Annotated in this window: 15 protein-coding genes; 8 read left to right on the top strand and 7 right to left on the bottom strand. The window is 66.9% G+C overall.

What is annotated here, in order from left to right:
* Positions 1 to 134 precede the first annotated feature (134 nt).
* Positions 135 to 1,238 carry an AraC family transcriptional regulator gene (locus tag WAQ08_RS08055; RefSeq protein WP_422190743.1) on the bottom strand — a complete coding sequence of 368 codons (1,104 nt, stop codon included), beginning with the start codon at positions 1,236 to 1,238 and terminating at the stop codon, positions 135 to 137.
* A gap of 90 nt (positions 1,239 to 1,328) precedes the next feature.
* Here WAQ08_RS08055 and WAQ08_RS08060 point away from each other — a divergent pair, with 90 nt between their 5' ends.
* The gene (locus WAQ08_RS08060) at positions 1,329 to 2,126 is read left to right on the top strand and encodes an SDR family oxidoreductase (protein WP_422190745.1); all 798 of its coding nucleotides are present in this window, start codon (positions 1,329 to 1,331) and stop codon (positions 2,124 to 2,126) included.
* A gap of 11 nt (positions 2,127 to 2,137) precedes the next feature.
* A complete protein-coding gene (locus WAQ08_RS08065) occupies positions 2,138 to 3,235 on the top strand; it encodes a hypothetical protein (RefSeq protein ID WP_422190747.1) in 1,098 nt (365 codons plus the stop codon).
* A gap of 3 nt (positions 3,236 to 3,238) precedes the next feature.
* Here WAQ08_RS08065 and WAQ08_RS08070 read toward each other — a convergent pair whose 3' ends face one another.
* Both WAQ08_RS08070 and WAQ08_RS08075 read right to left on the bottom strand, forming a co-directional pair.
* Entirely contained in the window at positions 3,239 to 3,709 is a 471-nt protein-coding gene (locus WAQ08_RS08070; RefSeq protein WP_422190749.1) for a CreA family protein, read from the bottom strand.
* 87 nt (positions 3,710 to 3,796) lie between these two features.
* Entirely contained in the window at positions 3,797 to 5,329 is a 1,533-nt protein-coding gene (locus tag WAQ08_RS08075) for a methyl-accepting chemotaxis protein (RefSeq protein ID WP_422190751.1), read from the bottom strand.
* A gap of 179 nt (positions 5,330 to 5,508) precedes the next feature.
* Here WAQ08_RS08075 and WAQ08_RS08080 point away from each other — a divergent pair, with 179 nt between their 5' ends.
* Positions 5,509 to 6,180: a glutathione S-transferase family protein gene (locus tag WAQ08_RS08080; RefSeq protein ID WP_422190753.1), complete on the top strand. Its 672-nt coding sequence runs from the start codon at positions 5,509 to 5,511 to the stop codon at positions 6,178 to 6,180.
* A gap of 97 nt (positions 6,181 to 6,277) precedes the next feature.
* The gene (locus WAQ08_RS08085) at positions 6,278 to 6,712 is read left to right on the top strand and encodes a YciI family protein (RefSeq protein ID WP_422190755.1); all 435 of its coding nucleotides are present in this window, start codon (positions 6,278 to 6,280) and stop codon (positions 6,710 to 6,712) included.
* 44 nt (positions 6,713 to 6,756) lie between these two features.
* Here WAQ08_RS08085 and WAQ08_RS08090 read toward each other — a convergent pair whose 3' ends face one another.
* Positions 6,757 to 7,659 (bottom strand): LysR family transcriptional regulator, encoded by a 903-nt coding sequence (locus WAQ08_RS08090; protein ID WP_422190757.1) that lies wholly within the window; start codon positions 7,657 to 7,659, stop codon positions 6,757 to 6,759.
* 117 nt (positions 7,660 to 7,776) lie between these two features.
* Between WAQ08_RS08090 and WAQ08_RS08095 the strand changes: the two genes are divergently transcribed.
* Positions 7,777 to 8,553: an SDR family NAD(P)-dependent oxidoreductase gene (locus tag WAQ08_RS08095; RefSeq protein WP_422190759.1), complete on the top strand. Its 777-nt coding sequence runs from the start codon at positions 7,777 to 7,779 to the stop codon at positions 8,551 to 8,553.
* Between the two features lie 42 nt (positions 8,554 to 8,595).
* On the opposite strand, the gene WAQ08_RS08100 is transcribed toward WAQ08_RS08095, so the two are convergent.
* Complete coding sequence (locus tag WAQ08_RS08100) at positions 8,596 to 9,096, bottom strand: hypothetical protein (protein ID WP_422190761.1); 501 nt, start codon at positions 9,094 to 9,096, stop codon at positions 8,596 to 8,598.
* Between the two features lie 125 nt (positions 9,097 to 9,221).
* Here WAQ08_RS08100 and WAQ08_RS08105 point away from each other — a divergent pair, with 125 nt between their 5' ends.
* Complete coding sequence (locus tag WAQ08_RS08105) at positions 9,222 to 9,650, top strand: VOC family protein (protein WP_422190764.1); 429 nt, start codon at positions 9,222 to 9,224, stop codon at positions 9,648 to 9,650.
* 209 nt (positions 9,651 to 9,859) lie between these two features.
* Positions 9,860 to 10,360, top strand: a complete 501-nt coding sequence (locus tag WAQ08_RS08110) for a hypothetical protein (RefSeq protein WP_422190766.1) — start codon at positions 9,860 to 9,862, stop codon at positions 10,358 to 10,360.
* A gap of 488 nt (positions 10,361 to 10,848) precedes the next feature.
* Here the strand turns inward: WAQ08_RS08110 and WAQ08_RS08115 are convergent, their stop codons facing one another.
* Positions 10,849 to 11,415: a TetR/AcrR family transcriptional regulator gene (locus WAQ08_RS08115; protein ID WP_422190768.1), complete on the bottom strand. Its 567-nt coding sequence runs from the start codon at positions 11,413 to 11,415 to the stop codon at positions 10,849 to 10,851.
* 164 nt (positions 11,416 to 11,579) lie between these two features.
* On the opposite strand from WAQ08_RS08115, the gene WAQ08_RS08120 reads away from it, so the two are divergent.
* Positions 11,580 to 12,761: a DAPG hydrolase family protein gene (locus WAQ08_RS08120; RefSeq protein ID WP_422190770.1), complete on the top strand. Its 1,182-nt coding sequence runs from the start codon at positions 11,580 to 11,582 to the stop codon at positions 12,759 to 12,761.
* Between the two features lie 18 nt (positions 12,762 to 12,779).
* On the opposite strand, the gene WAQ08_RS08125 is transcribed toward WAQ08_RS08120, so the two are convergent.
* Complete coding sequence (locus tag WAQ08_RS08125; RefSeq protein WP_422190772.1) at positions 12,780 to 13,313, bottom strand: DUF924 family protein; 534 nt, start codon at positions 13,311 to 13,313, stop codon at positions 12,780 to 12,782.
* Positions 13,314 to 13,666 lie beyond the last annotated feature (353 nt).

A 13,666-nucleotide genomic window follows, 5' to 3' on the forward strand; every position in this document is an offset into this window, starting at 1 on the left:
GCCTGACAGCCTCCAGTTTGTACTCCAGGGTGTACTTGCCACGTACCTGCTTGTCGACCATTTCTTCGCTCCTTTCCAGCATTGTGGTCATGAGCTAAGAACTCCACTTTTCGGGGGCAACCTCACACAGCTCCTCAATGATGCGTGGTGGCTGACATGGGCCGGCTGCTGCCGCCCTGATCGCGCCGCCAGTGTTGAGGCGAAACACCCGCCCAGCGGCGAAAGGCCCTTGAGAACGCGCTCTGCTCGGAATAACCCAGCAGCGCGCCCACTTCGGCCAAGGTAAGGCGTTCATCGCGCAGGTGCATCTCGGCCAGTTGCCGCAGGGCGCTTTCACGCAGCTCACGGAAGTTCAGGCCTTGAGCAGCCAGCCTGCGGTAGAACACGCGAGGCGACAGGCGCAGCTCGTGCGCCACGTGCGGCAACTCGGGCATGCCTTGAGGCGCCATGTGCGCGATCACGCGCCGGGTCATCTCCGCCAGATCGCCATCCTCAGGCAACTGCGCCATCGCGGCATCGACCTGGCGCTCCATCAGCCGCAGCAAGGTCGGGTCTGTCTGGCGCAAGGGCGCGGCCAGGCTGGCCAGCGGCAGCACCAGGCGCGTCACCGATTGGCCGAAGCGCACTTTGCAGCCGAAGTAGCGGTCGTAGGGGCGGCTGTCGCGCGGGGGCGGGTTGATGAAATCCAGCGCCGTGACGGGCAGGCGCTCGCCACACAACTCGCGCCCGATCTGCACGATGCCGGCGATGCCGGATTCGTCGTACAGTGCACCGGTGCGGCCGTGTGCCGCACCCCATCGCAGCTCCAGTTGATCGCCGACTATGCGCGGCTCGATCGGGTTGATGTCGTTGACCAGACGGTGGTAACGCTGGATGCGGGCCAGTGCGGCGCCCAGGTTCTCGCACGCGAGCAGCACGTAGCCGAGCGCGCCCAGGTGCGCCGGGCGGATGCCCTGGCCCAGGTGCAGCCCCAGCAGCGGATCCGACAACTGCTCCGCCGCGGCCTGCAGCAGTCGGCAATAGTCTTCGGCGGGCCAGCGCTCGAAGTGCTCCTCGGAGGACTGCGCCAGGCGTGAGGCCAGGGCAGGGCCCAGCACCTGCTCAGGCACCAGCCCCTGTTGACGAAGATGTTGGGCCAGCACGTGCACCAGCGTCATGGGCACCATGCCCGGCACCCGATCACGTTCGCGCAGGCGCGCGAAGGCGCGGTCGAGCGGGGCAGGGGCGGCAGATGGCATGGACGAAATTGTCAAATCGGTGGATGTGCCAGTCAAGACGGGGTGAACCCGGGCGCCCTAAGCTACGCCCCATCTCACCACAGAGCACCCATGGCCTTGAACATCCCACCCCGCAGCATCTTCATCACGGGTGCGGCCGCCGGCATCGGCAAGGCCGTCGCGCAGCGCTTTGCCTCGGCAGGCTGGTTCGTGGGGCTCTCCGATGTGGACGAGGCCGCGCTCCAGGATCTGGCGCAGGCGCTTGGCCCTTCGCACTGTCATGTGGCGCGCCTGGACGTCTCCAACGCGCAGGACTGGAACGCGCCGCTGGAAGCCTTCTGGCAGGCAGCGGGCCAGCGCCTGGACGTGCTGTTCAACAACGCGGGCATCGCCATCACCGATGCGTTCGAGGATGTGCCGGCCGCTCGCCACCACCGTGTCATCGACATCAACATCAAGGGCGTGCTCAACGGCTGCCATGCGGCCTTGCCCTGGCTGAAGCAGACACACGGCGCCCGCGTGATCAACATGTGCTCGGCATCGGCCCTGTATGGCCAGCCCATGCTGGCGACCTACTCGGCCACCAAGGCGGCGGTGCGCAGCCTGACGGAGTCGCTGGACATTGAGTGGCAGCGCCATGGCATCCGTGTCGTCGACGTGCTGCCGCTTTTCGTGAACACGGCGATGGTGGCCAACGAGGTGAGCAAGATGAAAACGGTGCAGGCCCTGGGCGTGCGCCTGAGCGCTGACGACGTGGCCTGCACGGTCTGGCGTCTGGCGCAGGGGGCTCCCAGCCGCTTGCCCGTGCACTCCACTGTGGGCTGGCAGACGCGCCTGTTCTACCAGTTGGGTAAGTGGTCGCCCGACGCCCTCAACCGCATCGTCACGGCCCGCATGGCCGGCTATTGAAAGACCTTTGTATGAGCACCCAGCCTTCCGTGGCCTTGCCGCTGGGCATGCGCGCCTTGACCGATTTCGACCACGCGCGTGATGCCGCCAGCCCGCAGGACCGCCTGCGTGATGTCCGCCGCTGCGCACAGGCCCTGCGCGAGCGCATGCTGAGTGAGCCGCAGGTGCTGTTCTATCGCAGCTTCGACCTGATCCGCGCGCCGTACCCTACCTACTACGCCTTCACGGGCGTGTTCGCGCAGCACGTCTTCAAGTTCCCGCTGGTGCACCTGCTGAACCGGCTGTTCGTGGTGCAGTACCTGGACCACGAGGGCGCCTTGCGCACGCTCATGCTCTCGCCCACCGACCACGATGCCAACCGCGAGACGCCGTTCTTCAAGCGCCTGGCCAAAGGCATCCCGCCTGCGCTCAACGGGCTGGTGGCGCCCAAGTACAACACCGTGGAAAGCGCGCTGGCCGAATGCGGCATCGAGCCGGCCCAGGTGGACTACATCAGCTACGACCACCTGCACACGCAGGACGTGCGCCGCTGGCTGGGCGATGGGCAGCGCGCGGGCTACTTCCCGAACGCGCGCCTGCTGGTGCACCGGCAGGAATGGTCCAACACCCAGGCCTTGCTACCCGTGCAGGCCGACTGGTACTGTCCCAACGGCATTGCTGGTATTCCGGCTGAGAAGGTGCTGTCCTTCGATGGCAGCCTGGGCCTGGGCCCGGGCCTGGCCTTGGTCCACACACCGGGCCACACGGAGGGCAACCACTCCATGGCCGCCCGCGTGCCCGATGGCATCCGCGTGACCAGCGAGAACGGTGTGGGCGTGGACGCCTATGAGCCGATCAACTCGCGCATCAACGCCGTGCGGCGCTATGCCCAATCCACCGGGGTGGAGGTGATCCTCAACGGCAACACGCTGGAGGGCAGCAACGACCAGTACATCTCCATGGTGCTGGAGAAGACACTGGCAGGGCCGTCTGTCGATGCGGCCTATCCCAACTGCGCCACATCCAGCGAGCGCACGCCGTTCTGGGCCTTCCCGGGCGATGTGGCCAGCCACCTGTTCGGCGAGGCGAACTTCGGCCAGCCGCAACGCCATCCGCGTGCGCGCGCCTGAGCCCTACTTGAGCGGAATGGCCGTGCCCCGGTCGATCGGCACCACCGTCACGCTGTTCTTGGGCGAGCCCTCGATCAGCTTGTCGGAGTAGCTCAGGTAGATCAGCACGTTGCGGGCCGGGTCCACCATGCGCACCACGCGCAAGCGCTTGAACAGGATGGACTGGCGCTCGGTGAAGAGCTCTTCCTGTTGCTTGATGGGTTCGCTGAAGCTGATCGGCCCCACCTGGCGGCAGGCGATGGAGGCATCGGCCTTGTCTTCCGCCAGGCCGATGGCACCCTTGATGCCGCCGGTCTTGGCCCGGGCCACGTAGCAGGCCACGCCCTTGACCTTCGGGTCATCGTAGGCATCGATCACGATCTTGTGATCCGGCCCCAGCAGCTTGAAAGCAGTATCGACCTCACCGACCTTCTGCGCGAAGGCCGGTTGCAGCGCGGTACACAGGATGCAGGCAAGCGCGAGCGGTTTGATCATCAAAGGCCTTCCCAGTGAGGTTCAGCCCATTGTGCACGGCAGTATGAGACCCGTGCCGCGCACAGGACATGCCGCGTGCGCCGGGCTTCAGGCCGCCGCCACCTTGAACACGGCCACGGACTCCACCAGTTGGCGGGCCTGGTTCTTGAGCTGCTCGGCCGCGGCGGCGCCTTCCTCCACCAGCGCGGCGTTCTGCTGCGTGGTGCGGTCCATCTGGGCCACGGCTTCGCCGATCTGGGCCATGCCGGTGCTCTGCTCGCTGTTGGCGCTGCTGATCTCGCCCATGATCTGGGTGACCCGTTCGATCGCACTCACCACCTCGGTCATGGTGGCACCGGCGCGGTCCACCAACTGGCTGCCGGCCTCCACGCGTTCCACGCTGGTGCCGATCAGGGCCTTGATCTCCTTGGCGGCGGTGGCGCTGCGCTGGGCCAGGGTGCGCACCTCACCGGCCACCACGGCGAAGCCGCGGCCCTGGTCGCCCGCGCGGGCCGCTTCCACAGCGGCGTTCAGCGCCAGGATGTTGGTCTGGAAGGCGATGCCATCGATCACGCTGATGATGTCGACGATGCGGCGCGAGCTGTCGTTGATGCCGCGCATCGTCTCGACCACTTCACCGACCACCTCGCCGCCCTTGAGAGCGACGGTGCTGGCGCCCTTGGCCAGCGTATTGGCCTCGCGGGCGTTCTCGGCGTTGTGCTTGACGGTGGCGCCGATCTCTTCCATCGAAGCGGCGGTCTGCTGCAGGGCGCTGGCCTGCTGTTCCGTGCGGTTGGCCAGGTCGTTGTTGCCCAGGGAGATCTCGCTGCTGGCCGTGGCCACGCTCTCGGCGTTCTGGCGCACACCCTGCACGATGCTCGACAGCCGGGCCTGCATGTCGCGCAGGGCGCCCAGCAACTCGGCCACTTCGTCGCGGCCCTGTACATGGATGGCGCGGGTCAAGTCGCCTTCGGCCACGGCACGTGACAGGCCCACCGCATGGTCGATGGGCTTGACGATGGCCCGGCTGACCAGCGCGCCGAAGGTCACGCCCACGGCACTGACCACCAGCATCACCACCAGGCTCAGCACGGTGGCGTGGTGCGCGTTGCGCGTGGCTTGCTCGGCGATGGCGGCGCTGTCGGCGGCGATCTTCGCGCTGGCCTCGGACAGGAACTTGCTGGGCTCGCGGTCCATGCCCTTGACGGCTTCGTCACCCACCGGGGCCTGGTGGCCGCTGGCCACGAACTTGTCGAAGGCGCTGCGGTAGGCCTGGCCCATCTTGGCGTGGGCGTCGATGAACTGCGCCATCAGCGTCTTGCTGGCGCCTTCTAGCAATTGCTGATCCAGCGCGCGGGCTTCCTGGGCCACTTCGCGTTCGGTGTCCTGGAAGGCCTTCCAGTACTTGTCCAACTGCTCGGGCTGCTGGCCACGCAGCAGGGTGTTCTTCCACTCCTGAACCTGCGTCTTGAACTGGTTCTCGATGTGGCCCACGGCGCGCTCATGCGCCACGCGGGCCTGCACATCGGTGCCGTACAGCGTGAGCGACTGGTTGAGCTCGCGGATGCCGAACAGTGCGGCGGCCAGCACCAGCAGCAGCATGCCCGCGAAAGCGAGCGGCAGTTTGAGGCGGAGTTTCATGGGTGTCCATGGGTACGGCAGAGGACGGGCCATCCCGTTTGCGGCGTCGTCGCCAAGCCCAGCGTCGATGGCCTTGACGACGGGGTACGGTGGTTATCGGTGGAAACCCGAAATACTTGAATATTCAATCAGCAGACTGCGGCGTCTACCTTCAGCCGGCATTTCGCTTTGCGCCCACCATGGCCCTCGTTCTCCACTACCACCCGCTGTCGTCCTACTGCCACAAGGTGCTCATCGCACTGTACGAGATGAGGCTGGCGTTCGAGCCCCGGCTGCTGAACCTGGGCGATCCGCAGGCGCGGGCCGAGCACTTGACGCGCTGGCCGACCGGCAAGATGCCGCTGCTGGACGATGGCGGACGCATCGTGTCTGAGACCAGCATCATCATCGAGCACCTGCAGCAGCGGAACCCCGAAGCCGTGCCACTGCTGCCGGTCGATACGCAAGCCCGCCTGGACGCGCGGCTGTGGGACCGTCTGTGCGATCTGTATGTGATGACGCCGATGCAGTCCCTGGTGGCGCAGCGCCTGCGCGGGCAGGCCGAGCCGGATGCGCGCGCCGTGGGCGAGGCCCGGGCCACGCTGACCATGGCCTATGGCCTGATCGATCAGCAGGTGAAGGAGGGCGCATGGCTGGCCGGCCCCGCCTTCAGCCAGGCTGACTGTGCAGCGGCGCCGGCCCTGTTCTATGCACGCACCATCGTGCCCTTCGACGCGGGGCAGCCCGCGCTGGCCGCGTATTTCGAGCGCCTGCTGGACCGGCCCTCGGTGGGTCGGGTGGTGGACGAGGCCAGGCCCTTCTTCCAGTACTACCCGTACAAGGAGGCGCTGGAGCCTCGGTTCACGAATTGACGCGGGGGGATCCACCAGTCTTGTCGATTCCAGGCCGAGCCGTTCGTCGTGTGGATGAACCCGGCAAGAAGCCGGCAACCCACTGAAGGAGAGAGACATGCGCGTGATGGTGATCGTGAAGGCCACGAAGGAGTCCGAAGCGGGCGAGATGCCCTCCACCGAGCTGCTGGCTGCCATGGGCCAGTACAACGAAGAGCTGGTCAAGGTCGGCGTGATGCAGGCGGGCGAAGGCCTGCATCCCAGCAGCCGCGGCAAGCGGGTGCGCTTCTCCGGCGCATTGCGCACGGTGATCGACGGGCCTTTTGCCGAGACGAAGGAGTTGATCGCCGGCTTCTGGCTGTGGCAGGTGGCCTCGATGGACGAGGCCGTGGACTGGGTCAAGCGCTGCCCCAATCCCATGATGAGCGATTCCGACATTGAGATCCGGCCCGTGTTCGAGGCCGAGGACTTCGGCGAGGCGTTCACACCGGAGCTGCGCGAGCAGGAAGACCGCCTGAGGGCGCAACTCCAGGACAGCAGCGCCGCGTCCTGAGGCTTTGCCCGCTGCGGGATCCAGGCTGACACCGCCGTGGGGCCTCAGCGGGCCAGGTGGGGCGACACCACCTGCGTGAGCCAGTCCAGCACGGCCCGCACGCGTGGCGGCATCTGGCGCCGGTGGGCGTAGAGCAGGGACACCGGCAGCGGCGGCGCGGTCAGCGCGGGCATCACCGGCACCAGGGTGCCGGCCTCCACATGGCGCCGCATGCCCAGCAGGGGTGCCTGGATCATCCCCAGCCCGGCCAGGCAGGCCGCGTGGTACGCGTCTGTGCCGTTGACCACCACGCTGGCGCGCATCGGCAGGCGGCGCGGTGCGCCACCCTTGTCCACGTACTCCCAGGCCGCGCCCTGCAGGCCCAGCTTGCCGTCGTAGTACACCACTTGATGCGTGGCCAGCTCGTCCAGCGTCTGGGGCGTGCCGTGGCGCGCCAGGTAGGCCGGGCTGGCCACGTTGATCTGCGGCAGCTCGCCCAGGCGGCGCACCACCAGGTCCGAATCCGTCAAGGTGCCCACGCGCATCACGCAGTCGAAACCTTCGCGCACCAGGTCGACACGCCGGTCCGTCGTGCTGATGCCGACCTCCAGTTGCGGATGTGCTGCCAGGAACTCCGGCAGGCGCGGCAGCACCACGTCGCGCGCTAGCGCGTGCGACAAATCGATGCGCAGCCGCCCCTTGAGCCCGCTGCCTGCCGGCTGGAACATGGCCTGCAGCTCGTCGGCCTCCTGCAGCAGCTCCTTGGCGCGCTCCAGGAACTGCAGGCCATCTTGTGTGAGGTGCACGCTGCGTGTCGTGCGCTGCAGCAGGCGCGTGCCCAGGTCGGCCTCCAGCCGGTTGACGGCATCGGAGACGCGGCCCTTGGCCATGCCGAGCTGATCGGCCGCGCGCGTGAAGCTGGCCAGCTCGGCCACGCGGACAAAGGTGCGGAGCTTGTCGAAGTCCATGGCGACATTGTTCCTGATCGGGGAATAGTCTGATCGATATTGGCCTCTTTATCCGCTTGGTGTGCCTGCCTAAAGTCACACCATCCCCACTGACGGCACCCCACTGGAGCACCCACCATGAGCACTTCCAACACCGCGCCCACCCGCATCGCCCTGATCACCGGCGGCAGCCGTGGCCTGGGCCGCAACGCTGCCCTGCACCTGGCTCGCCAGGGCACGGATGTGATCCTCACCTACAAGGGCAACGAGACCGAGGCGCAGGCCGCCGTGCGCGAGATCGAGGCCCTGGGCCGACAGGCCGTGGCGCTGCAGCTCGACGTGGGCGACAGCCGCAGCTTTGCGGCCTTTGCCGAGCGCGTGAAGACCGAGCTGGCCAGCCGCTGGGGCCGCGAGCGCTTCGATTTCCTGGTCAACAACGCCGGCATGGGCGTGCACGCCACATTCACCGAGACCACTGAGGCGCAGTTTGACCAACTCTTCAACGTGCACCTCAAGGGAACCTTCTTCATCACGCAGACCCTGCTGCCGCTGATCGCCGACGGCGGGCGCATCGTCAACACCTCCAGCGGCCTGGCGCGCTTCAGCCTGCCGGGCTATGCGGCCTATGCGGCGATGAAGGGCGGCATCGAGGTGCTGACGCGCTACATGGCCAAGGAGCTGGGGCCGCGTGGCATCGCCGTGAACACCCTGGCCCCCGGCGCCATCGAGACGGATTTCGGCGGTGGTGCGGTGCGCGACAACGAGCAGCTCAATGCGCAGATCGCAGGTCTCACGGCCCTGGGGCGTGTTGGCCTGCCCGACGACATCGGCGGGGCCATGGCCGCGCTGCTGACCGAAGGCAACGGCTGGATGACGGGCCAGCGCGTGGAAGTGTCGGGCGGCATGCTGCTGTGAGCGCAGCAGCCGTCCGGTGGACGGCTGCCCAGCGCCCAGGCATCAGATCTTGTTGATCTCGACCTTGAAGGCGTTGAGGTACTTGTTGAAGTTCTCCAGATAGCCCACCAGCGCCTTCACGTTGGTGTTACCCATGCCGGGGTACATGCCGCCGCCCTTGGGGATCACGTTCATCAGGCTGGCCGTGATCTTCAAACTCTCCAACTCGAACTGCTTGCTGGAGGCCAGGTACTTCGTCACCGCCTTGGCGCGGAAGGCCTTGACATCGGCATAGGCGGCGCGCTTCTTGGCGTCCGAGCCTTCCTTGTAGAGCGATTCCAGGTCCTTGGTGACGGACTTGACGTCTTTGAGCAGCGTGGCCATGGGCGTGGCCACACCCTTCTTGAGTTCGGTGGCCAGGTCCTTGTCGGTGGTGCTGGCGATCTGCGTCATCCAGGTCTTGGCCGCATTGGGGCCGCGCTTGGCGATGTTGCCCAGTTGGGCCTGCAGGTTGTCCACGCGGGAGATGGCGCTCTTGAGCTTGTCTTCGTCTTTCGGGGCCATGCTGGTCCTTTGAATGGCCTGTCCCGCTGGAAGCACGGGGCGATCGCTGGGCGCTTGCCCTCTGATGTTCCAGGGTTGGAGGGGCCGGCTAGGATGGTTGGCATCACAACCCCAAGGAGCCCCGCATGGAAACCCAGGAACTGCACCGAGGCCGTCTGATCGACCACATCCAGCTGGTAGTACGAGACCTCGCTGCCAGCCGCACTTTCTACGAAGCCGTGCTGGGCGTGCTGGGCATTTCGATCGGCGGGGCCGATGAAGGCTATTTCTGGGCAGACGAGCTGTTCGTGTCCTCGGCCGACAGCCTGGCCGCCCAGGGCCACCTGACGGGGCGCCACCACCTGGCCTTCCAGGCTCGTGACGAGGCCGCGGTCAAGGCCTTCTACGAAGCGGCGCTGGCCCATGGCGGCAAGGACAACGGTGCGCCCGGCCCGCGCCCCTACCATCCGGGCTATTACGCCGCGTTCGTGCTGGACCCGGATGGCAACAACATCGAGGCGGTGTTCCACGGCCCCGCCCAGCGCAGTGGGCCCTCGGTGAAGATCACGTTCTGAGTGCGGCTCAGGGCCGCAAGCGGCCTGGGCAACGGTTTCGCATGGCGCGATGCCCGTCAAGCGGCCCGTCAGGGCTGTTGTTTCCTTTTGCTACTTGTTCCCCCCCCTCAAGGGGGTCGCCTGATGGCGAAAGGCCCGCTATCGTTCTGTAACGGACGTCGGGGACCACCGGCGCCGTTCCAATCAACGAATCCCAGGGACCGACTGCCGTGAGCCAGAACCTCATTACCTTGAACCTCAGCGCCGACGATTACGCCGAACTCGACGCCGCCCTCGCCAAAGCCGAGAGCATCCTTTCCGGTCTGATCGACCTGTCCGTGACCACGCGTCGCAGCCTGGTCAAGATGGGCGACCGTTCCGAATCCTTCTGCCGCCAGGCGCTGGTGCTGCTGGCCCAGAACCCCCAGATGGTGCCGCCCAGCCTGAACGTGGCCGACGCCCAGAACGATCTGCACCAGCTGGACCAGTTGCGGGTGCGCGCGCACCGCACGCGCAAGCTGCTGGGCCGCATGGACGACACCATGACGGCGCTGGGCAGCGATGTGATGCGCGCCTCGCTCGATGGCTACACCCTGCTGAAGATCACGGGCAAGGGCTCGGGCCTGGAGTCGCTGCGCCAGGGCATTGCGGTGCGCTTTGCCCGTTCGTCGCGCGCTGCCAATGAGTCGCCGGTGCTCAAGCCGGTGCCGTCCAAGGCCGATGCCATTTGAGTGCTTGCCCTGCGCCCCCCCATGCGCAGGGCTGATAAGCCGAGCACTTGCCCGCATCCGACCAAGCCCCGCCCGCGGGGCTTTTTCTTTGCCTTTTCGCGGCTGGGGCGTGGGTGTCCGTGCTTCATGTGCGGCCCAATGCGCGCCATGCGTGGCGCAGTGAGGGCCATCCGTGGCCCCGTGCGGGTGGCGCACGGGGCCCTGAGGTGTGACGCGTGGCCTGCCGTGACTCGCGTGCGGCACCTGCTGGCCCGCGCATGAGGCCTGCAGTGCCGTGAGCGGCCTATGGCGTGCCGCGCATGGCATGGGCGAGTCCCAGGTGTCGCTGGTGGAGCGTCACGTGCGGGACTTGAGGCGCCGACGCTGACATCTCCGGTTGTGACGCGTGCCCCGAAAAGGGGCATGCATGACACATCGGGGGCCAAGCGCGGCCCTTCAAGCGCCGCACCTGCGCCGCCAGCGCCGGCCCTGGTGCCGCCGCCTGCGATTCACGCCTGGATGATCCCCGCCAGTAGCGCCCGCAACTGGTTGGCCGGCGCCGTTTGCTCATGCGTTCGCACGCGGTCGAGCAGCAATCCGTCGATGGCCATCACCAGCAGGGGGGCGAGGGCCTCGGCCCGCGCCACGCCAGCGCGCTGCAGGGCCGCCAGCGCGGCCTGCAGGAAGTGCTGGCGGTGCGTGTCCAGGATGGCGGCCAGTTCCGGCTCGCGCGAGGCCAGCAGGAACAGCTCGAACCGCGCTACCAGACGGCCCCGCTTGGCCAGTGACAGCCAGTCATCCACCCGGCGGATCAGCAGATCCACCAGATCCCCCACGGCCCAATCGGGGCGTTGGGCCAGTTCGGCGTCCTGCATCAGGTCGGCCAGGTCCAGCGCGGCATGGCGTTGCAGCGCCAGGCGCAGCAGGTCCAGCCGCGAGCGGCAGTAGAAGGAGGTCGAGCCGGTGGGCAGGCCCGCCTCGGCGTCCACGGCCCGGTGGGTCAGGCCGCGCGCGCCCACACTGCCCAACAGGGCGATCGCGGTGTCGGCAATGAGGATCTTGCGTTGTTGTTCCATCGGAGGGGCAGGCAGGGGCAAGGGTTTGCCAGATATCAGCATGATCTCTACATATGTAGAGTTACGCCACTCTACAAGCGTAGATCATAAACAGTTGAAAGGGTCTGGCCATGGCGTTTGCGTTCCTTCTCTCATCCCGACGGCGGCGGGCCGGCCTGTGCCCCTTGCTGGCGTCCACCGTGGTGGGGCTGGCCAGCGCCACGGCGCCCTGGGTGGCGGTGCCGGGCCTGGCCCATGCCCAGGCGGCCACGGCGTTGACCAGTTTCATGGTCAAGGATGCGCGCCCGGAGGCCTACAGCTGGTTCTGGGACAACGCCGATGAAGCCCTGTTCAAAGGGGCCAATCTGGAGAACCGGAGCTTTCGCTGGCTGCAGGCGCCGGCCACACCGCAGCACCTGGGCTATTCCGCGGGGGCGCGCTATGAGGCCTCGTCCTACTTCGGCGGGGCGCTGCACAAGGTGGTGGTGAGCTACCTGGAGCCGGTCACACAGCAGGGCCGCGTCGCCTCCGACAACTTCCTGGGCGCCAAGCCCTACAGCTTCCTGGCGGCCGAGGTCTCCATCGACAGCAAACCGCCGTTCACGGTGCTGGTCCAGTACAACGCCGTGGGGCAAGGCTATGGCGACAGCCAGTTCCGCATCGAGGCCGCCGCCGCTGCCGACCGGGCACTGGCGCAGGACTACGTGAGCCACCTGGGCCGCACGCTGCGGGGCCTGCAGGGCGGGGTGATGAAGGGGCTCGATGAGCGCTACTTCAACGGCGTGCTCAAGAAGCGCGGCTTCTATTCCGTGGGCAAGGTCGACAAGAACCTCAACGTCACGCTGACCATCGTGCAGGAGATACGCGGCATCACGCCCGAGATGCTCAACTGGTGGTGGGACCACATCGGCAATACCGAGCGCTACCGACTGTGGCAGCCCATCGACCACGTCACCTTCGAATGGACGGTGCCGCCCAACAGCCCCGACCTGATGTACGACATCGGCGCGGTGCAGAAGGTCAAGGAGTACGTCGGCAAATCGGCCTGGACGCTCACCATTGCCGGGGCCGATCCCCATGCCGCGCCGCTGCCGCCCGTGCCGATCACGGACCCGGGCTACTTCTACGCGCGCACCAACCTGAGCCTGCTGCAGAGCGTGCTGCCGAGCAACTCGCTGGTGCACCAGTGGAAGCCCAATGCCACGGGCGACGGCGTGGTGCTGACCAGCACCTTCGTGAACACGGCGCTGGCCCTGGTGCTCAATAGCAACTTCTTCAATGACCTGGGCTCGCACGGGCTGCGCGAGTTCCAGATGCTGCCGTACTTCCTGCCGCGCCTGTACCGGCGCGAACAGCTGGGGGAGTGACCGGGCGGCGGTGAGGGCTCAGCCCTTGAAGCCGCCGCCGTCCAGGAAGGCCTGCTCGTCGGGCGTGGTGGGGCGGCCCAGCAAGGCGTTGCGGTGTGGGAAGCGGCCGAAGCGCTGGATGATCTCTCGGTGGTGTTTGGCGAACTTGAGCGCGCCGCCGCCTTGCGGTGTCTGCAGGCGCACGGCTTGGTCATGGTCCGCCAGGTCTTCCGAATGGGTGAAGGGCAGGAAGAAGGGGCGCAGGCGGGCCTCGACCTGCGCGGCATGGCCTGCGGCCTCGGCGCGCCGGGCGATGTCGCGCGTCAGCGGGTCGGTGGCGTACATGCGCGCGCTGCCCCTGAAGGCGTTGCGGGGGAACTGGTCCAGGAGGATCAGCAGGGCCAGCAAGCCTTCTGCGGTGTCCGCCCAGTTGGAGATCTCTCCCCGTGCGGCAGCCTCGTGCAGCGCCATGAAGCGCGCGCTGAAGCGGTGGTCGAAATCGGCTTCGTGGCTGAACCAGTCGGCTTCAGTCTCGCGCCACCATTGCACGACATCAGACGGTTGATCGGTCATCAGGCGAGGGTCTTGGGTGGGTGCCGGATTCCGGCGGGCCGCCGCGGTGCGCCTTGGTCCATCTGTAGTCGGTGGGCAACTCGTCACTCACACCGGCCTTGCCGACGTGGTCACCCAGTGTCCTGTCCTGCAAATGATCGGCATTAATCATGCCTGCCTTCGCGGTACCCTGACAACGGAGATACCGTGATGAGAACAGGCAGACCGAAGACTGAATTGTTGCTGACAGCCGAGGATCGTTCGCAGCTTCAATCCTTTGCCCGCAGCCGCTCACTGCCAGCGGCATTGAGTGCCAGGGCTCGCCTTGTTCTGCGCAGCGCCGATGGCGAGCCCAACAACTCGATTGCCGAACG

Source organism: Aquabacterium sp., from assembly GCF_049274795.1.
GTDB lineage: Bacteria > Pseudomonadota > Gammaproteobacteria > Burkholderiales > Burkholderiaceae_C > Aquabacterium.